This window comes from Rugamonas sp. GW822-FHT03B10 (assembly GCF_058801745.1).
This window is the reverse complement of the sequence record NZ_JBXANP010000005.1, coordinates 22644-44567: the sequence shown is the minus strand read 5'-3', so window position 1 is coordinate 44567 and position 21924 is coordinate 22644. Positions and strand designations below refer to the sequence as shown.

At 62.4% G+C, this 21924-nt stretch carries 15 protein-coding genes and 1 pseudogene; 13 read left to right on the top strand and 3 right to left on the bottom strand.

Annotated features, from left to right (window positions below; translation table 11 throughout):
* Nucleotides 1-105 precede the first annotated feature (105 nt).
* Nucleotides 106-3447 carry a CHASE domain-containing protein gene (locus AC1RQG_RS10090; RefSeq protein WP_493130838.1) on the top strand — a complete coding sequence of 1114 codons (3342 nt, stop codon included), beginning with the start codon at nucleotides 106-108 and terminating at the stop codon, nucleotides 3445-3447.
* A gap of 39 nt (nucleotides 3448-3486) precedes the next feature.
* On the opposite strand, the gene AC1RQG_RS10085 is transcribed toward AC1RQG_RS10090, so the two are convergent.
* Nucleotides 3487-3897, bottom strand: a complete 411-nt coding sequence (locus AC1RQG_RS10085) for a hypothetical protein (protein WP_493130836.1) — start codon at nucleotides 3895-3897, stop codon at nucleotides 3487-3489.
* A 243-nt stretch (nucleotides 3898-4140) separates the two neighbouring features.
* Here AC1RQG_RS10085 and AC1RQG_RS10080 point away from each other — a divergent pair, with 243 nt between their 5' ends.
* The 8 genes from AC1RQG_RS10080 to AC1RQG_RS10045 all read left to right on the top strand — a co-directional run bounded on the left by AC1RQG_RS10080 (nucleotide 4141) and on the right by AC1RQG_RS10045 (nucleotide 10532).
* Nucleotides 4141-4785, top strand: coding sequence for a dihydrofolate reductase family protein (locus tag AC1RQG_RS10080; protein WP_493130834.1), 645 nt, complete (start codon nucleotides 4141-4143; stop codon nucleotides 4783-4785).
* 226 nt (nucleotides 4786-5011) lie between these two features.
* Nucleotides 5012-5386: a YajD family HNH nuclease gene (locus AC1RQG_RS10075; RefSeq protein ID WP_493130832.1), complete on the top strand. Its 375-nt coding sequence runs from the start codon at nucleotides 5012-5014 to the stop codon at nucleotides 5384-5386.
* 90 nt (nucleotides 5387-5476) lie between these two features.
* The gene (locus AC1RQG_RS10070) at nucleotides 5477-5737 is read left to right on the top strand and encodes a hypothetical protein (protein ID WP_493130830.1); all 261 of its coding nucleotides are present in this window, start codon (nucleotides 5477-5479) and stop codon (nucleotides 5735-5737) included.
* 112 nt (nucleotides 5738-5849) lie between these two features.
* Nucleotides 5850-6572, top strand: a complete 723-nt coding sequence (locus AC1RQG_RS10065; RefSeq protein WP_493130828.1) for a hypothetical protein — start codon at nucleotides 5850-5852, stop codon at nucleotides 6570-6572.
* 212 nt (nucleotides 6573-6784) lie between these two features.
* Nucleotides 6785-7834, top strand: coding sequence for a GIY-YIG nuclease family protein (locus AC1RQG_RS10060; protein ID WP_493130826.1), 1050 nt, complete (start codon nucleotides 6785-6787; stop codon nucleotides 7832-7834).
* 185 nt (nucleotides 7835-8019) lie between these two features.
* A complete protein-coding gene (locus AC1RQG_RS10055) occupies nucleotides 8020-8361 on the top strand; it encodes an immunity protein Imm33 domain-containing protein (RefSeq protein WP_493130824.1) in 342 nt (113 codons plus the stop codon).
* 144 nt (nucleotides 8362-8505) lie between these two features.
* Nucleotides 8506-9423 (top strand): PD-(D/E)XK nuclease family protein, encoded by a 918-nt coding sequence (locus AC1RQG_RS10050; RefSeq protein WP_493130822.1) that lies wholly within the window; start codon nucleotides 8506-8508, stop codon nucleotides 9421-9423.
* Nucleotides 9424-9635: 212 nt separating this feature from the next.
* Nucleotides 9636-10532, top strand: coding sequence for a hypothetical protein (locus AC1RQG_RS10045; RefSeq protein WP_493130820.1), 897 nt, complete (start codon nucleotides 9636-9638; stop codon nucleotides 10530-10532).
* A gap of 27 nt (nucleotides 10533-10559) precedes the next feature.
* On the opposite strand, the pseudogene AC1RQG_RS10040 reads toward AC1RQG_RS10045, so the two are convergent.
* Nucleotides 10560-10700: pseudogene (locus AC1RQG_RS10040) on the bottom strand (IS30 family transposase); the annotation flags it as partial.
* 185 nt (nucleotides 10701-10885) lie between these two features.
* On the opposite strand from AC1RQG_RS10040, the gene recC reads away from it, so the two are divergent.
* The 3 genes from recC to recD are packed head-to-tail and all read left to right on the top strand — an operon-like array spanning nucleotide 10886 to nucleotide 19909.
* Nucleotides 10886-14308, top strand: a complete 3423-nt coding sequence (gene recC / locus AC1RQG_RS10035; RefSeq protein WP_493130818.1) for an exodeoxyribonuclease V subunit gamma — start codon at nucleotides 10886-10888, stop codon at nucleotides 14306-14308.
* A complete protein-coding gene (gene recB, locus AC1RQG_RS10030) occupies nucleotides 14305-17970 on the top strand; it encodes an exodeoxyribonuclease V subunit beta (protein WP_493130816.1) in 3666 nt (1221 codons plus the stop codon). Before recC ends, recB begins: the two co-directional genes overlap by 4 nt.
* Nucleotides 17954-19909 carry an exodeoxyribonuclease V subunit alpha gene (gene recD / locus AC1RQG_RS10025; RefSeq protein ID WP_493130814.1) on the top strand — a complete coding sequence of 652 codons (1956 nt, stop codon included), beginning with the start codon at nucleotides 17954-17956 and terminating at the stop codon, nucleotides 19907-19909. The genes recB and recD overlap by 17 nt, the downstream gene beginning before the upstream one ends.
* 254 nt (nucleotides 19910-20163) lie before the next feature.
* On the opposite strand, the gene AC1RQG_RS10020 is transcribed toward recD, so the two are convergent.
* Nucleotides 20164-21033: a serine hydrolase gene (locus AC1RQG_RS10020; protein ID WP_493130812.1), complete on the bottom strand. Its 870-nt coding sequence runs from the start codon at nucleotides 21031-21033 to the stop codon at nucleotides 20164-20166.
* 365 nt (nucleotides 21034-21398) lie between these two features.
* Here AC1RQG_RS10020 and AC1RQG_RS10015 point away from each other — a divergent pair, with 365 nt between their 5' ends.
* A complete protein-coding gene (locus tag AC1RQG_RS10015) occupies nucleotides 21399-21920 on the top strand; it encodes a GNAT family N-acetyltransferase (RefSeq protein WP_493130810.1) in 522 nt (173 codons plus the stop codon).
* Nucleotides 21921-21924: the final 4 nt, after the last annotated feature.

Here is a 21924-nt window from a genome sequence, read left to right as displayed (position 1 = left end):
ATCTGGCGTCCTGGGCGGGCTGTCATGGCCGGCTTTTATTCAGACATAAAGTGATGGACGATGCGCACATTGGTTAAGCTGGGTAAGGCACTGACGAGCTCGCGCATGCTGATCTGGATCGTGGGCTTGTCGCTGGCGCTGGCGGTCGGCATGACGCTGTACGCGGCCGCCCTGAAAACCGTGGAGGACGACGCCGAGCAGCGTTTCCAGAACCTGACGCGCAGCACCCAGTACAGCATCTCGGCCCGCGTCAAATCGTATTCCGACCTGGTGCGCGGCCTGGTGGCGCTGTTCCAGACCACGGACAACCTGAGCCGCCTGCAATTCCACCAATATGTGTCCAGCCTGGACTTGCCGCAGCACTTCCCCGCCATCGAGGCGCTGACCTGGGCGCCACTGGTGACGGACGCCCAGCGCGACGCTTTCGTGGCCGCCGTCCGGGCCGACCGCAGCCTGGAGCCGCAAGGCTACCCGAAGTTCGACATCCAGCCGCCGGGCCGGCGGCCCCATTACGCCGTGCTGACCTACCTGGAGCCGACCGCGCTGGCGCAGGAGAAGATGGGGGTGGACATCGCCGCCAATCCCGCCATCGACCGCGCCATGGAACTGTCGCGCGACAACGGCCAGGTGGGCGCCTCCGGCCAGCCCATCGTCGTCAAGCAGCCCATGCCGCACATCGGGCTCGGCATGCGCCTGCCCGTGTACCGGCGCGGCGCGGCGCTGACCGACGTGGTCAGCCGGCGCGCCGCCTACCTCGGCACGGTGGGCATCGGCTTCAGCGTGCCCAAGCTGGTGCAGGGCGCCATCGACGAGATGGCCGTGCGCCAGGTGCACCTGACCCTGTACGCCGACGGCAGCACGGACGTGGAACAGCGCCGTCTGGTGATCGAGAAGACCGACCGGCTGCTGTTCAACGACAACGGTTCCATGCAGCCGAGCCTGGTGCCGGCGGGGCGCGAGGCCGATTTCTACCAATCCGTGTTGCCGATCGATTTCAACGGCAGCTTGTGGAAGGCCCATTTCGTGGTGCGCAAGGCGGACTTGCTGACCGTGTTCGACACCTATTTCCCCACCATCGCGCTGGCCACGGGCTTCGCCGGCACCATGCTCATCTACGGCTACTTCTTCATGCTGTATTCGTCGCGGCGCAGCGCCATCAAGCAGCGCTTGCTGCTCGACACCGTGCTCAACAACGTCGACGCGCGCGTCTACATGAAGAACCAGGACCGGCGCTACATCTACGCCAACGCCAAGGTGGCGCAAGTGATGGGCGTGCCCGCGCAGGACATCATCGGCAAGGAAGACCGTGAACTGATGCCGGCGGCGGCGGCCGACGCGGCCTGGGCCGACGACCGTTCCGTGATCGCCGACAACGTCAAGCGCGCCGGCGAGGAACAGTACACGGACAGCGACGGCGCCGTCCACCACCTGTGGACGGTGAAAGTGCCGGTCGAGATCGACCGGGCCGAAACGGCCGTCATCGCGCTGTCGACGGACGTGACGGAGTTGCACAACCTCAAGGAACAGGCGGACGCAGCCAACCAGGCCAAGAGCGACTTCCTGTCCAACATGAGCCACGAGATCCGCACCCCGATGAACAGCATCATCGGCATGGCCCATCTGGCGCTGAAAGCCGTGAGCGACCCCAAGCAGCGCGATTACCTGAGCAAGATCTTCCATTCCAGCCAGCATTTACTGGGCATCATCAACGACATCCTCGACTTCTCGAAGATCGAGGCCGGCAAGATGGAACTGGAAGTGGCCGATTTCGCGCTCGACACGCTGCTCGCCAACATTTCCAGCCAGCTCGGCGAAAGCGCCGCCCGGAAGGGGCTGGAGCTGGTGTACGAAGTATGGCCGGGCCTGTCGCACCAGTTGCGCGGCGACCCATTGCGGCTTGAACAAGTGCTGCTCAACTTCGTCAATAACGCCATCAAGTTCTCCGAAAACGGCAAGATCCACATCCGCGCCCGCCCCGTGGAGGACCGCGACAACACCACCCTGGTGCGTTTCGAGGTGCAGGACGAGGGCATAGGAATGACCTTGAGCCAGATGGGCAACCTGTTCCAGTCGTTCCACCAGGCCGACACGTCCACCACCCGCCGGTATGGCGGCACGGGGCTGGGACTCGTGATCAGCAAGCAACTGGCCGAACTGATGGGCGGTACGGTGGGCGTGGAAAGCCGGCTGGGCGAGGGCAGCACGTTCTGGTTCACGGCGCGGCTGGCCAAGGGCACCAGCTTCCTCGCGCCGAACGACGCGGCCGTGCAACCGGACGTGCTCGACAGCATACGCGGCGCTTCCATCCTGCTGGTGGAGGACAACGTCTTCAGCCAGCAAGTGGGCAAGGAGTTGCTCGAGGACGCGGGCGCCTTGGTGGCGGTGGCCAACAACGGCAAGGAGGCGATCGACATGCTGTTGCGCCATCGCTACGACTGCGTGCTGATGGACGTGCAGATGCCGGTGATGGATGGCTTCGAGGCGACGCGCCTGATCCGCTCCGATTCCCGCATGCAAGCGACGCTCGTGATCGCCATGACGGCCAACGCCGGCCGCGAAGACCAGCGCCGCTGCATCGAAGCGGGTATGGATGAATTCGTCACCAAGCCGATCGCGCCGCAATTGCTGTTCAACGTGTTGTCGAAATGGATGAATCAGCGGGCGCGGGCAGCCGGCCCGCTCGCTTCGGCCGATGCGTCGCCCACCGGGCTGGTGCCGGACGTGGTCGTGCCCGTGCCGCCGGCGACCGCCCCCATGCCCGCGACAGCGACAGCCAGCACGGCCGCCGGCGCCGCCACCAAGGCAGCGCTGACGCCGCCGCCGGCCAGCGCCGGCGTCGCGGCCGGGGTGGGGGCCGTGCCCGCCGTGCCACTGCCCGAGGCGAGCTCGGGTGCAGGTCCGGCGGCGGCTTTTAAACCGGCGACGACGACGGGCGACCCGGCGGTTGCCGCCGCCGTCCAGACGGTGGGCCCCAAAGCCGTCACCGTGGGCGCAAATGCCGTGGCGCCACCGGCACCGGCGCCGGCACCGGCCGACATTATCAATGCGGCGCCCGTGCCGCCAGGCCAGCCCGTGCCGGCCACTGAGGCCGACGACGCTGAGATGTTCGACCTGGCCGCCCTGGGTCTCACCTTCGGCAACAAGCCGGACAAGATGCGCAAGTATGCGATGCTGTTCCTGGACTCGGCCCGCGATGGCATGGTGGAGGTGGACACGGCCCTGGCGCAAGAGGACCTTGCGCAATTGTCGGAACTGGGCCACCGCATCAAATCGTCGGCGCGGGCCGTCGGCGCCATGCGCTTCGGAAACCTGTGTCTGGCGTTGGAACAGATGCGCAAGGAGCCCGATCTGGCGCGCGCGCGTCAACTGGTCGCGCAGATGCACAGCATGCTGGCCCAGCTCAATGAATTGGTGGCGCAGGAACTGGTCGCGCTGGCGGCCGACTGAACCTTGAAATGATGCGCCGCACGGACGGCGGCGCGGCGCCTACGGACGGCAGCCGGGCAGGTTTTGCGGCGCCGGCGACAGGAACGTCACCGCGTCGTTACAGATCAAATAAGCCAACTGCCATTTCCCCTGATTGTTGCCGGCCACCTTGGCTGTATGCAGCAACACGCGGGCACCCTCGTAATTGCGCAGCAAGCGCACGACGGCACGGCCATTCGGATCGGTATCCTGGCGCGGCGTCAGCTCGACCGTCAGATCGCCGAGCGATTCCACCACGGTCTTGCTGTAGGGCGGCGCATCGAATTCCAGCGTCTTTCCGGCGATGCCCGTGCCCTGGATGGAGATGGAAAAGTGCGGCGGCGGCACGTCCTCGACGCCCCGGGCCTGCGTGGCGGCCGCGGCCACTCCCAGCGCACAAACGAGGCAAAATCCTGCGGGGCGAAACGACATGCGGTGCTCCGGAAACGTGATGGCGTAGATGTTACTGCATCTTGCCATGTGGAATTCTCTCCAAATGTTGCATTATTCGGGCGGCGGTCCGCCGGACAATTACGGCCTGCCGCCCGTCTGGAAAAAAGGGGGGCGCGCACGCCTGCATTTCACCTTTCCCAAAACAGAAAGCCGCGCTAAGGTGGAGCAAGGCAGCTTCCTTCCCGAAGCATTCTCCATTGGCGAACAAATGAAGGAGTCAGCATGGCACGCATTCGCGTTGAAAGCTTCACGATTTCACTCGACGGTTATGGGGCGGGTCCGGACCAGGACGTCGACAATCCGCTCGGCGTGGGCGGGCGGGACTTGCATCAGTGGTTCATCCCGACCCGCACATTCCAGCGCAACCACGGTGGGGGAGAGGGCACGACCGGCGTTGACGACGATTTTGCCGCACGGGGTTTCCACAACATCGGCGCATGGATTCTGGGCCGGAATATGTTCGGACCGATGCGCGGCCCCTGGCCCGACCTGCGCTGGCAAGGTTGGTGGGGCGACAACCCGCCCTATCACGTCCTCGTCTTCGTGTTGACCCATCATGCGCGTCCCGACCTCCAGATGGAAGGCGGCACGACGTTCCACTTCATCACCGGCGGCATCCATGAAGCGCTGGACCGGGCGCGCGAAGCCGCGAACGGCATGGACGTGCGCATCGGCGGCGGCGCTAACGTGATCCGGCAATATCTGCAGGCGGGGCTGATCGACGAAATGCATATCGCGATCTCGCCCATCCTGCTGGGCCGGGGCGAGCCCTTGTTTGAGGGGCTGGACTTGCGGGCGCTCGGCTATGGATGCGTCGAGTTCGTCGGCACGGAAAAGGCGACCCACGTGGTGCTCCGTCGCCAATAGTGTGAGAATTTAAGAATTTTCTATTTTGGCAAGAATTGTATGCTTACCGGCAGGGGAGTGTGCGGCCCGGTGCTGCCACTTCCATTTTTTGTTCCTCTTTGGGGCATTCTCGGTCCGGCGTGAGAATTCGTTAGTTTTGCAGATAAGCAAGCTGCTATTCTGATCGCCGTCGGCCGCGTTCGCCCAAAAGCAGATGGGGTAGTAACAGCAAGGGAAGGAAATAAGCATGACTGTTGGAAAAAAGCCGGACGCCGCGCGGCTGGACAAAATTGTGGCCGACGCACGGCGTGCTGCCGACCAGCGCGAACTGGGTTATCGCGAGCGCTCGCTGAAAATGTACCCGTGGGTGTGTGGGCGCTGCATGCGCGAATTCACGCATGCCAATGTGTCGCAACTTACAGTGCACCATCGTGACCATAATCACGACAATAATCCGCCTGATGGCAGTAACTGGGAATTGCTGTGCCTTTATTGCCACGATAACGAGCACTCGCGTTATCTTGAGGCCGACCGGGGACTTGCTCTGAAATCGGCCGAGGTCGCGCCGGCAACACATAATCCGTTTGCCTCATTGGCCGGTCTGATGAAAAAGAAAGAATAACGGTAGGTGATGCCGACGGCGCGATTAGCTGGGCCGGAACCGGCCAGAAGCCGCCGGTCAGTTTTTTTTAAGCAGTGAGAAAGGTTTGCCGTGTTACATGAAATTCTTTCTGGCCGTGCACCAAGTGATGTGTTCCGGCGCATTTTTGCTGCTGACCCGATGATGAGTAACGTTCGCCTCGGAGAAATGCTCGGAGATGAATTCGTTGAGCTCAACAGTGAGGCCGTGCAGCTCGTCTGGCATTGGATGGGCCCCGGCAAGACGCAAGGTCTAAGTGACGCCAGTCTTGACGGCTTATTGCTGCCAATATTCCGTGACTCTGGATACTCGGTCCCTGATTGGGACAAGTAAATTTGTAATGCCGTAATCGGCCACAAGCTGTCGTTCGCAGGTAGCCGAGGCTTCTTTGGGGTGACGTTGCTGATGGCGATCAGGTCCCAGCTTTCATATTATTCGAGAAAATATGCGAGAAGAAACAAGCATTACCCCAGAGCATGTTTACCTACACGTTTCCGATTTCTTCGTCGCCGCATCTGGTACGGAAAGCGATACCGGATTGCGGCCAGAGGCGGGCGAGCCGTGCTTGCTCCGTACAGCATGCATGGGCAATCCGGAACGCACAATGCAGGGCGAGTTGTTCGCCTACTTGAAGCAACAAGAACAGTTGCGACCGGTACTGGAATATCGACATCACAGGCTCGATGAAGAGCTGGCCAGCGGGAATGGTCGCGGCAACAGCATTGACATCATGGTGTTTGACCGTGCATACCGACCTATCGTTGCGATAGAGCTCAAGCACCACAGTCGCCAGCAAGGCACACTTACTCGGCTTGAGGTGACGCTCAAAGCAGACCGTGAGCGACTCGAGAAATTGGGCATTCCATCGATTCAGGTCGGCCTATATACCGAGCTACAGTGCTTAGGCGAACCTGTCGCGAGTCGGGCAACGTACCAGGATTTTCGCTTCATTACTGCATATGCATACAAGCGTGATAAAGACGATATTCATCAGTTGACTCTACGGTCTGCTGCAAAACCGATTGATTCAACTGCGCTCCTAACGTGGGCAAAACCATTGTTTAAAAAATCCATCCACTGCTTTCGTGGAAGGGCGGAAAGCTTCGTTACACGGGACGGCACAATAATAGAAGGACGAGTAAGCTACTTCATTGGCCTTAGTATCTGACTGCTTCAAGGCGCAAGCGCTTGGCATGAAAAAATACGAGACTTCTGACCAGGCAAGAATGCTATCGTGAATTGTTATGGCCAGGTTCGGCCATAACAAGACGGCAGGAGGCTATCTCATTACAATGGGAGAAATCCAAACTTGTGGTCCCCGTCCTCACGCCATGTGGATATTTTCGAGAGTTCATTTCTTTAATAACTGCGTAACCTAATATGGAAAAACAACCTGATGTTGAGGAAGGTTATTTATATGTCCTTGGGGTAAAGGACATCGATCTTCCGGTATCCAAGATCGGAAGAACAGCTAGAAATCCATCTGTTCGCTGTGCCGAAATCAATAAAAGTTCGACTGGTGATTTTCTTTGGGAAGTAACACATCAGATCGCAGTGAACGACTGCCGGAAGTTTGAATCTCTTGTTCATACAAAGCTCCAGCCACTTCGGCAGAAAAGGCGCGAGTTTTTCAATCTTCATCCGGACGACGCAATTGTTGCAATTCAGTCCATACTGAATTCAGCGCCAGACGTAAGAATAGTAGCGATTGCAGAAAATCAGAAAGAAGATCCCGTTGCGTCAATTAGAAGTGTTGTACGCCAAAAACAATCTGTGCGTTCAAACAAGGATGCAATATACGCCAATCTATTAGATGGTTTCAATGAACTGCTGAATGTTAAAGGCCGTCCATTCGGTCAATTAAACAAGCCGTATTTTGGGATTAGTGATGGATGTGATGGAGTTCAATGGAATCTTGCGATATACCCGAACGACCGGAAAGCGTGTGTAGGAGTCAATCTAGAAGGCATGGAGTATCGTGATTGGCCGATTGCTAGACTGATAAAGTCCGAACTAGAGGTGCCGACATTATTACGACTTGTGTCTCTTCTGCGCGCCCCCAGGGACATCACCCTGCGATTCGCTCGCGACGCTTGGCAGGCAGCTTCAAGGCCGGACATCCTCGAGAAAAATTTGGGTGGACGAGAATTTCGTTTGCCCGAAATCACAGAAGATTTATGGCATGCGATACTTACCGAAGGCATTAATTGCCTCAACAAAGATCGTGGTTATCGTGGGCGAGGTCGTCAAGCTGTGACTGTGGTGAGGAAAGCTGGGCCGGATGTGAATACGACGGATATGCCGGTTTCGCCTCATCTCACGATATGGACTCCAATCGATCCATTGCGCGACTCTATCGAAGAGTTGTCATCTGCAATCGACCACTTAAAACCTGTTCATGAATGGATCTCAAAGGTGAGCGGCGAGTAGAGGCTATTTGAAGGAAGTGACTGTAAATTTCTGCGGTTCAACTTGCGGATCGCGCCTTTCGTGGCGTAAGCGCTAGGTGTAAAAAATGTGAGCCTTCCCACTCGGCAAGAGTGCTATCTTGAGGCGACTTAGCCGGGTTCGTCCAGGAGTCGCCACCCAGAATCCAACGCAAAGTATTTCTCACCATGCATAGCGACCCAAGCGAAATTTGCCGCCGATTCGGCACGGAATATACGCCGCCAGAGGCTGGGCAGAAGGTGGGGATTGCGCTGGGCTCGTTAGGACGAGTGCCGCTTCATGCGACACGGCTTCGTCCAGAAAACGGTACCTGTGGCTGGTATATTCACTGCGGCGAGCATTCAAAGGATGCCGATTTTTATCAGCCACTTCACGTTTCACACTTAGCTGAACGTTGCCCGGAAATTATGCCCTACTTGGCATTGCCGCCTGGTTGGCGAGTTTTGCTTGCCCCGGACTATGAAGATGTGTGGTTCGATGGCGAACTACTGAAAAGCGATACCTCCTAACGGCCAGTAACGTCCCTAGGAAATGAGCTTGAAGATGAATTATATTAAGCGATATGAGAAGGTCGGAAACATTAAATTACGCGAAGTTTATTTATTCAGGATATCCAAGATGTTTTATTACACCTGAAATATCTTTTAGATGCTATGAAAGATATCAAAAAACTTCTATATGTTGCTGAGCGCGACGTTGATCTAGTTTTGCTCGAAGAATTGAATGTAAACCAAGAATTTTCAGGTTGGCTCTATACTCGATCATTCGATAAGGTAACAAGTGTCCCCATGTCCATGGGGGCATGGCACTCCGTAACTCATCCTCAGCTTGGAGAATCTGATTTGGTGGTGATTTACCAGAATGGGTCGGCCATTCTAATAGAGAACAAGGTCGACGCGCCTGCTCAACCTGAACAGGCTGCGCGTTACCAAAGCCGAGGGAGGGAAGGTCTTAAGGATGGGGCTTGGAATAATTTTATCACATGCATAGTTGCTCCTGAGAGATACCTAAAAGGAAATTCTGAGGCACAACAATACGATATTCGTATTAGCTACGAGCAAGTCCGGGATTGGTTCAATGGACACGAATCTACCCGCCACATATATCGCGCAAAGGTCTTTGATGATGCAATCGAACAAAATCGCCGAGGCTATTTACCAGTTGCCGACGAAAATGTCACCTCATTCTGGCAATCCTATTGGGAGCTAGCTCGATCCGAATTTCCTGTGTTAAAAATGCCACGTCCTGGTATAAAGCCTGCTAATTCAGACTGGCCAGACTTCCGCCCAAGCGGACTTGGCAATGGGCTAAATATTGTTCACAAGATGGCGCAGGGCTTCGTCGATCTCCAAATCCGAGGTGCCGCAGAAAGGCTGGACGAAATCCGTTCCTGGGTGAACGGGTTTAACTTAGATGTGGTTGTAGTGGGAAAATCTGCTGCGGTTCGTGTGACAGTGCCACAGGTTGACCGATTCGAGTCGTTCGACGGCCAACGGAGCAACGTACTAAAAGCGTTGCAATCTGCACAGACGCTGTACCATATTGGAAAGAAATTGCGAGTTCGCATCTAACAGATTGTGAAGTCACTTTGCCGAATTGCGCGTGTTCCGTGCGTTTCATCTGGCGTTCCTGAAATTCGTTTTTCCAAGCTGATAACTACCGCTTGGGGGAGTTATCGGTTCAGCGTGTGTATTCGTGACTTTTGTGCAATCGTAAGCTGATATCCTGATTACCTCCGGCTGAGTTCGGCCAATAGCAGTCAATTAATTTAAAGGGGAGATAGTTGAAATTTTTATCTTTTGCAATAGCTTGTTTTATTCTCATGGTTGCTCCCTCGTCCGAAGCTCAGAATAATCGAAGCTGCACCACCATTATCAAGTCGGCTCAAGAGGCTGCTAATATCGCAGATTGGGTAATCGAAGGCGACGTAGTCGATACGGTCAAAATGAACGCCAACCCGATCCGCATTGATGTTAGTATTGAAAATGTGAAAATGGTTTATGAGAGTGAAAAGTCTCCTCAATTTTTCACAGCAATGTTGCAAGCAGATTCCTGTTTCCCAGATGCGCAAAAAACCCTGTGGGGGAAAGCCGCGGAAAAGATTGTTGGAAAGCGAATTCGTTTTTTTGGGACTAAGCTAACATCTGGCCGAGGGCGTCGTTTTTTCTTTATCCAGCCTGCGCAGCAGCCCATGCCTTCGATACCACAGAGCCGAACGGAATTCTTAGACAAGAAACATGCTTCTGAGGCTGTGGCTACGACACAAGATGGTTGGGTAAAAGCGCGTTCAACAGACGGACATTTTTCAATCGAGATGCCAGGCCCGTTTGAAAATATCACCAAGGGAAGTGGCGAACAGCCAGCGTTTATGCTGCGAGGAACGGACAAGTACGGCTCTACTTTTATTGCTGTTTTTGAGCGCTCGGGGCCTAACTCCGGCATGGGCGGCACCTTCGATTCTACTATTTTGAAGCCTAATGCGGCGATATCCAATTTCAAGGGGGCTGAAGCAGTTTCAACCTTGGGTGAGATACCTGGAAGTAACGGCCAAAAGATTACCCACGGATTGTGGTTTAGAGTACCTGGTGGCACGTTTATGCTTGGCGTAGTTACCAATAAAGGTCAGACTGAGTCGCTAAAATCTAAAGAACGGTTCTTTAATTCTTTGAGCTTTGAATAGAGCTAACTTCCGCTTTGGGGTGCGGATTCAATTGGTCAGCGCAACACACTGTTCAAATCTTTGAGCTGGTGTTTGATAGTGTAGCGTCTTTCTAGGGCGCTCATTGAGTCGTCTAGCTACCTCGTCCAGTTTCTCTTGCGAGTAGGTGGAAAGATCGAGGCCAAAAGGACGCTGCAATTTATGGATCAACTCCCAGCGGTCCGTCGTTGCACCGATCAGCACGCTTGTCTATTTCCCCAATTACCAACGAACGGATAAAACCCGAACGACCCCCACTCAAAATGCTGCGCGCGGACGCGCCAACGGCGATAATGCGCATGGCGCCAGTCCGGCGCGCCATGAAACGGAGCCTCATGCAATCGAGCATCACACCCGGCCTGCTTATCCTGCACGGCAACCAGATGGAACAACTGCGCGCGGCTGTGTTCCAATGGCTGCGCAACCATCCGCTGGGTCCGCTGGAACAGGACATCTTCCTGGTCCAGTCGAACGGCGTGGCCGAGTGGCTCAAGATCGCGCTGGCCGAGGAATTGGGCGTGTGCGCGGCCACCCGCGTGGCGCTGCCGGCCCGCTTCCTGTGGGACACCTACCGTGGCATGCTGGGACGCGAGCGCGTGCCGGCCGTGTCGGCCTTCGACAAAGGCCCGCTCACCTGGCGACTGATGCGCTTGCTGCCCACTCTGCTGGACCAGCCCGTGTTCGCGCCGCTGCGCCATTTCCTGGCCGACGGCCAGCCCGAGCGCCGCCTGCAACTGGCCGAACGGCTGGCCGATCTGTTCGACCAGTACCAGGTGTACCGCGCCGACTGGCTGGAGGACTGGGCCGCCGGCCGCGACCAGTTGCGCAGCGCGCGCGGTGAAACGGCGCCGCTGCCGCCCGACCAGTGCTGGCAAGGCCAGTTATGGCGCGCCGTGATCGACGACGTGGCGCCGGAAGAGCGTGGCCTGGGCCGCGCCACTGTGCATACGGAATTCGTGCGCGCCACGGCCGCTGGCGCCGCGCCGGCCGGCCGTCTGCCGCGCCGCATCGTGCTGTTCGGCGTGTCGGCGCTGCCGTACCAGAGCTTGCAGGCGCTGGCTTCGCTGGCACGCCACACGCAGGTGCTGCTGGCCGTGCCCAATCCCTGCCAGTTCTACTGGGGCGATATCATCGAGGGGCGCGACCTGCTGCGCGCCGCCCACCGTCGCCAGCAACTGCGCAACGGCCAGGATCTGGGCCAGATCCCGCTGGAAGAACTGCACGCGCACAGCCACCCGCTGCTGGCCAGCTGGGGACGGCAAGGGCGCGATTTCATCCGCATGCTCGACGAATTCGACGCCGAAGCGGCGGCCGCCGCCGAGGCGCAGGGCGGGGAGGGCAGCGCGCCGTTGCGGGTGGACCTGTTCAGCGATGGCCATGCCGATACCCTGCTGGGTCAGGTGCAGGCGGCCGTGCGCGACCTGCTGCCGCTGTCCGAGCATCCGCATCAGGCGCCGCCCGATGCGGACCGCTCGATCGAATTCCACATCGCCCACAGCGTGCAGCGCGAGGTGGAAGTGCTGCACGACCAGTTGCTGGCCATGTTCGCCGCCGGAGGCGCTACGCCGCTGCGCCCGCGCGACGTGGTGGTGATGGTGCCCGACATCGACACCTGCTCGGCCGCCATCCACGCCGTGTTCGCGCAGCACAAGCGCAGCGACCCGCGCTACATCCCGTTCGAGATCGCCGACGTGAAGGACCGCAGCGTCAATCCGCTGCTGGTGGCGCTGGAATGGCTGCTGCGCCTGCCGCAGCAGCGCTGCCGCCAGAGCGAGGTGCGCGACCTGCTCGATGTGCCGGCGCTGGCCCGGCGCTTTGGTCTGGGCGCGGAGGACTTGCCCACGCTGGGCTTGTGGATCGAAGGCGCCGGCGTGCGCTGGGGCCTGGACCAGGCGCACCGCGATGGCCTGGGCCTGGGCTCGGCCGGCGAGCAGAACGCGTGGATCTTCGGCGTGCGCCGCATGCTGCTCGGTTACGCGAGCGGCGACGGCGCCAGTTTCGCCGGCATCGAGCCGTACGCGGAAGTGGGTGGTCTCGATGCGGCGCTGGCCGGCTCGCTGGCGCAACTGGTGGAAGCGCTGCTGCACTGGCGCGCGTTGCTGGCCCAGCCCCGTTCCCCGGCCGACTGGGGTGTGCAGGCGCGCGCGCTGCTGGCCGCGTTCTTCGACGGCGCCGAGGAGAACGACCGCCTCACGCTGGCCCAGCTCAGCGACACGCTCAACCACTGGCTCGGCACCTGCGAGGCGGCCGGTTTCGACGAGGCCGTGCCGCTGGCGGTGCTGCGCGAGGCGTGGCTGGGCGCGCTGGACGAGCCGACGCTGGACCACCAGTTCGTCTCCGGCGGCGTGACCTTCTGCACGCTGATGCCGATGCGCGCCGTGCCGTTCCGCGTCGTCTGCCTGCTCGGCATGAACGACGGCGACTTTCCGCGCCGCGCGCCCAAGGCCGATTTCGATCTGTTGGCGCAGCCGGGCATGGCCCGTCCCGGCGACCGTTCGCGCCGCGACGACGACCGCTACCTGATGCTGGAGGCCTTGCTGGCCGCGCGCGACAAACTGTATGTGAGCTGGGTCGGCCGCAATGTGCGCGATAACAGCGAGCAGCCGCCGTCGGTGCTGGTGTCGCAACTGCGCGACTACCTCGTCAACGGCTGGGGGCTGGACCTGCACGCGCGCACCACGGAACACGCGCTGCAGCCGTTCAGCCGCCGCTATTTCGAGGCCGGCGGTCTGCTCACCTACGCCGGCGAATGGCGCGCCGCCCATGCCGACGCCGATGCGCGACAGGAGGCGACCGAGCTGCCGCCGTTCGAGATCGACGACAAGTACCGGCTCAAATTGTCCGCGCTGGCCAGCTTCGTGCGCCAGCCGGTGCGCTACTTCTTCCGCCAACGCCTGGGCGTGATCTTCGGCGACACGGCGCTGGTGGGCGAGGACGAGGAACCGTTCTCGCTCAACGCGCTGGAACGCTATCTGCTCGAGGACGTGATGCTCGACGATGAGGGCGCCGAAGCAGAGCAGCTGGACGAGGTGCGCGACCATCTGACTGCCCGCGCCGGACGGCTGGCGCGCGAGGGCGTGCTGCCGATCGGCCTGATCGGCCAGCAGTGGCAGCGCGATTTGGTCGACGCGCTGGTGCCCGTGCGCTGCGCCTGGCTCACGTTGCGCCAGCATTATCCGCAGGCCGCGCCCAAGCTGGCCCTGAGCCTGGACCTGTCCGGCGTGCCGCTGGACGATTGGCTCGACCACTTGCGCAGCAACGGCAGCGACACCGTGTGGCTGACGCAGATGTCGTCCAAGGTGACGGACAAGGCCGGCGCGGCCCGTGGCGACAAGCTGATTCCCATGTGGTTGCGCCAGCTGGCGGCGGCGGCGGCCGGCACGCCCGTCACCGGCTATCTGGTGGCGCGCGACGCCATCGTGGCCATGGCGCCGCTGGAGCAGGGCGCGGCGCTGCAGACGCTGCGCGATCTGGTCAGCATCTGGCGCGATGGCATGCACCGCCCGCTGCCCACGGCCTGCAAGACGGCGCTGGCGCTGATGCAGGGCGTCGACCCGCGCCCCGTGTACGACGGCGGCTTCGATGTCGACGGCGAGAACGCGGACCTGTGCCTGGCGCGCCTGTGGCCGGACTTCGCCGCGCTGTCGGCGGAGGAATTGTGGGCCGACTGCGCGCAGGCCCTGTATGGCCCGCTCGCCGCATGGCTCCGGGATCACATTTCGGTCGAACCGATCACGCCCGACGGGGAACACGCATGACGCAATTGCTGGCACCTTTGACCTTTCCCCTGCACGGCTCGCGCCTGATCGAGGCCAGCGCCGGCACCGGCAAAACGTGGACCATCGCCGCCCTGTATCTGCGGCTGGTGCTGGGCCACGGCGGCGACGACGGCTACCAACGCCCGCTGCTGCCGGCCGATATCCTTGTGATGACCTTCACGCGCGCGGCCACGCGCGAGCTGTCGAACCGCGTGCGCGAACGGCTGGTGGAGGCGGCCGCCTACTTCCGTGGCCAGTCGGCCAGGCGCGACGACTATCTCGACGCGCTGCTCGACTCCTACCCCGACCACGCGGCGCGCCAGCAGGCCGCGCACCGCCTGATGCTGGCGGCCGAGACGATGGATGAAGCGGCCATCTTCACCATCGACGCGTGGTGCCAGCGCATGCTGCGCGAGCACGCGTTCGACAGCGGCAGCCTGTTCGACGAGGAACTGGTGAGCGACGAGCAGACCTTGTTCGACGACGCGGCCAACGATTACTGGCGCCAGCAAGTCTATCCGCTCGACGCGCAAGGACTGGAAGCGCTGCTGGCTTGCTGGAGCGACGTGGAGGCGCTCAAGAAGTCGGTGCGCGAACTGGCCAGACGGGCCGATATCGAAGGCGACGAGGGCAGGGAGGCATTGGCGACCCTGATCGCGCGCGGGCTGCGCGAGCAGCAGGCCGCGCTGGCGGCGCTCAAGCACGACTGGCACGCGCGCGCCAACCGCATGGAGCAGTGGATCGCGGCCCAGCGCGAGGCCAGTCCCAAGTGCTTCAACGGGAACAAGATGCGGGCCAATTCGCTGGTGAACTGGTTCGACGCCCTGCGGACGTGGGCACTGTCGCCACAGCAGCTGATGCCCGAGTTGTCGGAGGCGGGCTGGAAGCGCCTGACGGCAGACGGCATCGCGGACGCGTTCTCGAAAGACCATGTGGCCGACATTCCCGACGATTTCGACGCCATCGCACCGCTGCAGCAGGCGCTGGCGGCCATCGTGCCGCTGTCGCACGCGCTGTACCGCCACGCGGCGGCCAGCGTGGCGCGGCGCATGGCGGAGCTCAAGCGCCGCAACGGCCAGTTCGGTTTCGCCGACATGCTGGACCGGCTGAACGCGGCGCTGCAAGGGGCGAACGGCGACGCGCTGCGCAGGCGCATCACCGGGCAGTACCCGGTGGCGATGGTGGACGAATTCCAGGACACGGCGCCCAACCAGTACCAGATCTTCAACCAGCTGTACCGCGTGGCCGACAACGACCGGGGCCTCGGCCTGTTCCTGATCGGCGACCCCAAACAGTCGATCTACGGCTTCCGTGGCGCCGACATCCACAGCTACCTGTCGGCGCGGCAGGCCACGGCGGGGCGCCACTACCAGCTGGGCACCAACTTCCGCTCCACGGCGGGCGTGGTCGAAGCCGTCAACCGCCTGTTCCTGCACGCGGAGGGCGATAGCGTGTCGCCTGGCTTCCCGCGCGGCGCGTTCCGCTTCCGCAAGGACGGCGTCAATCCGCTGCCGTTCGACGCCGTGGGCGCGCGCGGGCGCGACGAGCGGCTGGTCAACGCGGCAGGCGAGGTGGCGGCGATGGCCGTGTGCTGCACGGCGACGCCGGACCTGCGCAAGGAAGGCTACCTGGACTTCTTCGCCCACCACTGCGCCGAGGACATCGTGGCGCAGCTGAACGATGAACGGGCCGGCTTCGACGGACCGGCCGGTTTCGCGCGCCTGCAGCCGGCCGACATCGCCGTGCTGGTGCGCGACCGCAGGGAGGCGGCCGCCATCCGCCGCGCGCTGCAGCGGCGCGGCGTGGCCAGCGTCTACCTGTCGGACAAGGATTCCGTGATCGACAGCGACGAGGCGGCCGACGTGCTGCGCTGGCTGTCGGCGCTGGCCAATCCGCTCGACGGCGCGCTGGCCCGCGCCGCCTTCGCCACCCGCACGGCCGGGCTGCCGCTGGCTGAACTGGCCCGCCTCACGTCGGACGAACTGGCGTGGGAGGAGCGGGTCGAGCAGCTCAAGGCGCTGCACATCGTCTGGCAGCGCCAGGGCGTGCTGGCCATGCTGCGCCGCTTCATCCACGAACTGGGGCTGCCGGCCGCGTTGCTGGCGCAGGCCGGCGGCGAGCGGCGCCTGACCAATCTGCTGCACCTGGCCGAACTGCTGCAATCGGCCAGCCGCCAGCTCGATGGCGAGCAGGCGCTGATCCGCTGGCTGGCCGAGCAGATCGACGGCCCCACGGACGGTGGTGATGAGCGCGTGCTGCGCCTGGAGAGCGACGCGGAACTGGTGAAGGTGGTCACGGTCCACAAGTCCAAGGGGCTGGAATATCCGCTCGTGTACCTGCCGTTCGCCGTCACGGCCCGCAAGGTCGAGCGGCGCAACCGCAGCTTCTTCGAATACACGGACGACGCCGGCCAGCGCCGGATCGATCTGGCGCTGACGGACGACGCGCTGGAGGCGGTGGAGCGGGCCCGCATCGAGGAGGATTTGCGCCTGCTGTACGTGGCGCTCACGCGCGCCCGGCATGCGCTGTGGCTGGGCGTGGCCGCGCTGTCCGGCCGCAAGGCGGGCGAGAACACCTTGCACGAATCGGCGCTCGGCTATCTGCTGACGGGCGGCGAGAGCCTGCCGGCCGACTTGCTGCTGGAACGCTGGCAGCATCTGCGCGGCGAGTGCGCCGCGATCGCCGTGCGCGCGTTGGAACCGGACCGGCAGTTCACGGTGCTGAACCGCGTCGAGCAGCGTCCGCCGTTGCTGGAAACGGCACCCTACACGGGCAGTTTCGAGCGCGACTGGTCGGTCGGCAGCTTCAGTTCGCTGGCGCGGCGCACGGGGCCGGCCGGCGTGCCCGTGCCGCGCCACGCCTTGCAGGAAAAACTGCTGGAGTCGGACGAGCGTCCGTCCGCAGTGCGCACCGAGGATGCGCCCTGGCACCGTTTTCCGCGTGGTTCCGTGCCCGGTAATTTCCTGCACGAACAACTGGAGTGGATGGGGCAGGAAGGCTTCGACATCGTCGAGCGCGACTATTTCGACACGGCACTGGCGCGGCGCGTGGAGCGGGCCGGCTGGAGCCACCGGCTCGACGATACGGCGGCGTGGCTGCGCGTCATCGCCGGCACGCCGCTGCCGGTGCTGGACGCGCCGCTGTGCCGGATCGCCACCGCCTTGCCGGAGATGGAATTCTGGTTCCCGAGCGAGCGCCTCAGTTCGGGCAGGCTGGACAGGTTGTGCCGCGCGCATCTGCTGGACGGCCTGCCGCGTCCTTCCTTGCCCGAGCGGCAGTTGCACGGCATGTTGAAAGGTTTTACCGATCTCGTGTTCGAGCATGAAAATCGGTACTGGGTGATGGATTACAAGTCCAACGCGCTGGGCGCGGGCGACGCGGCCTACCATCGGCAAGCGCTCGCGGCCGGCATGGCCGAGCACCGTTACGACATCCAGGGCGCGATCTACATGCTGGCGCTGCACCGGCTGTTGCGCAGCCGGTTGGGCGACGCCTACGATCCAGCGCAGCATCTGGGCGGCGCCATCTTCCTGTTCCTGCGTGGCATCGCCAACCCGCACACCCACGGTTGCTACCTGCTGGCGCCGGACGCGGCCTTGCTGGACGGGCTGGACCAGTTGCTGAACGAAACCAATGAGCTCGCATATGACCATGATGCATGAACCGGCCCTGTTCGCCGCCCTCGACCAGTTGATGGAAGCGGGGCAGTTGCGGCGTCTGAGCGGTGCGTTTGCGCGCTTTATCGATGCGGTTGGCGGCAGTACTCCGCAGTTGGCGCTGGCTTGCGCGTTGCTGTCGGAACTGGAGGGACGCGGCCACAGCTGTCTGCTGCTGGCCGATCTGGCCGCCGCGCCGGCCACCCTGATGGGCTGGACGGACGAGCAATGGCAGCCGGTGCGCGCCGCCGTGGGCGACTGGCCCGACAACGCCGCCGCCTGGCGCGCCGTGCTGGCCGGCGCCGCGCAAGTGTGGTCCGTGGGCGACCTGGACCGCCAGCAGCCGCTGGTGCTCGATGGCGAACGGCTCTACCTGCGCCGCTACTGGCGCGACGAAACCCAGGTCGCGCACGCCGTGCGCAGCCGCGCGCTGGCGGCCCGCACGCCGGATGTGGCCGACGTGCGGCGCTGGCTCGACGTGCTGTTCGACCACGCGCCGCGCGAGGGCGGGGTGGACTGGCAGAAGATCGCCTGCGCCGTGGCCCTGCGCGGCCAGCTCGCCATCATCACCGGCGGCCCCGGCACCGGCAAGACTTATACCGTGGCGCGCCTGCTGGCGTTGCTGTTCGCGACCGAAGGCCAGCATCAGGCCGGCATGCGGATCGCCATGGCCGCGCCCACCGGCAAGGCGGCGGCGCGGCTCAAGCAATCGATCGACCAGGCGCTCGACGTGCTGGCCGCCAAGGTCGGCCCGGCCCTGCCGCTGCACGATCTGGCCGCCCGCATGGGCGCGGCGCGCACCCTGCACAGTCTGCTTGGCGCGCGGCCCGACACGCGCGCGTTCCAGCATCATGCGGGCAATCTGCTGGAAGTTGACGTGCTGATCGTGGATGAAGCGTCCATGATCCACCTGGAAATGATGGCGTCGCTGCTGGCCGCCTTGCCGCCCCATGCGCGGTTGATCCTGCTCGGCGACAAGGACCAGCTCGCATCCGTCGAGGCGGGCGCCGTGCTCGGCGACCTGTGCCACCGGGCCGAGACGGGCGGCTACGATGACGCCACGGTCGCTTATGTGGCGGCCGCGACCGGGCAGGAATTGCCGGCCGCCTTCCATGGCCACGGTGGCCCGATCGCGCAACAAACGGTGATGCTGCGGCAAAGCCGGCGTTTCGGCGGCCCCATCGGCGCGCTGGCGCTGGCCGTCAACGCGGGCGACAGCGTCAAGGCGCAGGAGGTGTTGCGCGGCACGGGCGATGGCACGGTGGCGTGGATCGAGTCGGCGCAGCAATCGGACGTGGTGCAACTGGCGCTGGCGGGCCGGACCGGCGTGGGCGGCGGCTACCAGGGGTACCTGAGGATGATACTGGCTGGCGCGCCGGAAGGGGCGGCGCATGAGGGCTGGGTGGCGTCCGTGCTCAGGGAATTCGACAGCTTCCGTATCCTGTGCGCCGTGCGGGAAGGCGAGTGGGGCGTGGCCGGGCTGAACGATGTCATCGAGCACAAGCTGGAGGGGGCCGGGCTGATACGGCGCCGTGGCGAATGGTATGTGGGCCGTCCCGTCATGGTCACGCGCAACGACTACGGCACCGGCGTGTTCAACGGCGACATCGGCCTGACGCTGGCGGACCCGGCGCGCCCCGGCGCCTTGCGCGTGTATTTCCTGGAAGGTGAAAGTATCCGCAGCGTGCTGGCCACCCGGCTGCGTAACGTGGAGACGGCGTTCGCGATGACCGTGCATAAATCACAAGGTTCCGAATTCAACCACACGGTGCTGGCCTTGCCGCGCGAGGGCGGCGGTGCGCTCGCGCGCGAACTGGTCTACACCGGCATCACGCGGGCGCGCAGCTTCTTCACGCTGGTGTCGCCGAGCGCGCAATTGCTGCAGGAAGCCATCATCGAGCGCACCCAGCGCGCCTCGGGGTTGCGCGGTCTGCTCGACAACTAAGCCGCGTCGTAATTGCCTCCGTGCAACACTAGCGCTTGCACGGCGCACATTCTCCATGGGTACCCGCCTTCGCGGGTACGACGGTATGCTCGTTCCCGGCCAATGGCGGGCGGATCGTGCTAATTATTGGTGTAAAACGACCAATTCCTGGCATGAGAGGGCGGTCGCTGGAGGGGGGCGGTTCACCGTCCGGAGAATAAAAAAACCGGGCCATGAGGCCCGGTTCTTGGTGAATGCTGCGGCGTTCGCCTGGTTCAGGTGCGGCGGCGGTGGCTATTGGTATGGCCGTGTTTCTTGTGATGGCGGCTGGAGACGGGCACCACTTTGGCTTCTTCTCCCGGCCCGGCGATGAAGCGGCGGATGTTGAGGGCGTCCATCAAACGGGCGGAACTGGCCTTCGCGTTCAGCAACACCAGGGTGGCGTTCTTGCCTGCCGACTTGATGCGCATGATCAGGCAACGGCCGGCTTCCTCCGTGTAGCCGGTCTTGGACATGCCGATATCCCAGCCCTTGGCACCCACCAGACGGTTGGTGTTGTGGTACTCGACCTGGCGGCCCTTGATGTTGATCACATCCTTGGCGTCGGTGGTGATGCGGCGGATTTCAGGGTAGTTGGCGGCGGCCGTGGCCATCTTGACCAGATCGGCGGCCGTCGAGCGGTTGTTCGGCGACAAGCCGGTCGGTTCCTCGATCACGGTCTGGGTCATGCCCAGCGCGCGGATCTTGGCCTTGACGGCGGCGGCGAACGCGGCCGGGCCACCGGGGTAGGTGCGGGCCAGCGACGCGGCGGCGCGGTTGTCGGACGACATCAGCGCCAGTTGCAGCACGTCGCGGCGGGCGATCTCGGCGCCCACGGGCACGCGCGAGGTGCTGTGCTTGAGCGTGTCGACGTCCGTCTTGTCGATGCTGATCATGGCGTCCATGTCAGGTTTGGAGTCCAGCACCACCATCGCCGTCATCAGTTTGGTGAGCGAGGCGATGGGGACTTGAACGTTGGCGTTCTTTTCGAGCAGTACTTTGCCGGTGTCGTTTTCGACCACCAGCACGGACTGCGAACCGAGTGGTACTGCGCATGCAGCGACAGCAAACGAACTCAGCACTACAGCAACTATTTTCTTGAGCATGTGGTTTCTGAAGGAAAGGGGGATCTATCGGACCGCGGGACGCGGCGCGTCGCACAACATTTCTGGCAATGCGGCAATATTTTCCTGAGGATAAACAATAACATTAAAGTGGTATCTCGTCTATCGTACTTGGGCCATTCAGTCCCGGCCAGACCACACCGGCGCGCCGATTGTTGTGGCGCGCGCAGGCGAACGGATGGAAATGTGAGCGCTGGTGTAGAATGCCGGCCGGTCCGGACCCGGCCGTCCAGGCCGGCCGGAGGCGGTCCGCAACGGCTTTTCACGCTTGGTGTATAGTCGCTGCATGCACGGCGAAGCGTCACTGGCACTCTTCACTTTGCTAATGAAATATTTTGTGAGCGTACATGAGTCTTGAAATTCGACTTGCTGCTTCGACAGATGCATTTGCAGCATGCAACGTCCTGCGACGATCGATCGCGGAATGTTGTGTCCTGGATCACAAGAACGATCCGGCCATCCTGGACGCCTGGCTGGGCAACAAAACGCCGCAGATGGTGGCGAGCTGGTTCAGTTCGCCCACCAATTATTCGCTGGTGGCGGTGTTGGACGGCGCGGTGGTCGGCGTGGCCCTGCTGACGGCGGCCGGCAAGCTGGCGTTGTGCTATCTGTTGCCGGAGGCGCGCAGCCAGGGCGCGGGCAAGGCCCTGCTGGCGCGCGTGGAGCAGCAGGCGTGCAGCTGGGGTGTCAAGGCCCTGCAATTGCATAGCACGGCCACCGGCGAAGGCTTTTTCGCCAGCCAGGGCTATATCCACTCGGGCAAGGTACGTTCGCCGTATGGCGTGGAAACCATCTTCTTCTGGAAGCAACTGGGCGAAGGCGCACCGACGGCCGGGCGCAAGCGCTTCTGTCAATGCAATAACAGCTGAGCGC

What these genes read in the sequence shown, in the direction of transcription:
- AC1RQG_RS10060 (WP_493130826.1), top strand. Translation starts at nt 6,785, where the DNA reads ATGGAAAAACAACCTGATGTTGAGGAAGGTTATTTATATGTCCTTGGG.
- AC1RQG_RS10015 (WP_493130810.1), top strand. Translation starts at nt 21,399, where the DNA reads ATGAGTCTTGAAATTCGACTTGCTGCTTCGACAGATGCATTTGCAGCA.
- AC1RQG_RS10020 (WP_493130812.1), bottom strand. Translation starts at nt 21,033, where the DNA reads ATGCTCAAGAAAATAGTTGCTGTAGTGCTGAGTTCGTTTGCTGTCGCT.
- AC1RQG_RS10065 (WP_493130828.1), top strand. Translation starts at nt 5,850, where the DNA reads ATGCGAGAAGAAACAAGCATTACCCCAGAGCATGTTTACCTACACGTT.
- AC1RQG_RS10090 (WP_493130838.1), top strand. Translation starts at nt 106, where the DNA reads ATGCTGATCTGGATCGTGGGCTTGTCGCTGGCGCTGGCGGTCGGCATG.
- recC (WP_493130818.1), top strand. Translation starts at nt 10,886, where the DNA reads ATGCAATCGAGCATCACACCCGGCCTGCTTATCCTGCACGGCAACCAG.
- AC1RQG_RS10085 (WP_493130836.1), bottom strand. Translation starts at nt 3,897, where the DNA reads ATGTCGTTTCGCCCCGCAGGATTTTGCCTCGTTTGTGCGCTGGGAGTG.
- recB (WP_493130816.1), top strand. Translation starts at nt 14,305, where the DNA reads ATGACGCAATTGCTGGCACCTTTGACCTTTCCCCTGCACGGCTCGCGC.
- recD (WP_493130814.1), top strand. Translation starts at nt 17,954, where the DNA reads ATGACCATGATGCATGAACCGGCCCTGTTCGCCGCCCTCGACCAGTTG.
- AC1RQG_RS10050 (WP_493130822.1), top strand. Translation starts at nt 8,506, where the DNA reads ATGAAAGATATCAAAAAACTTCTATATGTTGCTGAGCGCGACGTTGAT.
- AC1RQG_RS10080 (WP_493130834.1), top strand. Translation starts at nt 4,141, where the DNA reads ATGGCACGCATTCGCGTTGAAAGCTTCACGATTTCACTCGACGGTTAT.
- AC1RQG_RS10075 (WP_493130832.1), top strand. Translation starts at nt 5,012, where the DNA reads ATGACTGTTGGAAAAAAGCCGGACGCCGCGCGGCTGGACAAAATTGTG.
- AC1RQG_RS10055 (WP_493130824.1), top strand. Translation starts at nt 8,020, where the DNA reads ATGCATAGCGACCCAAGCGAAATTTGCCGCCGATTCGGCACGGAATAT.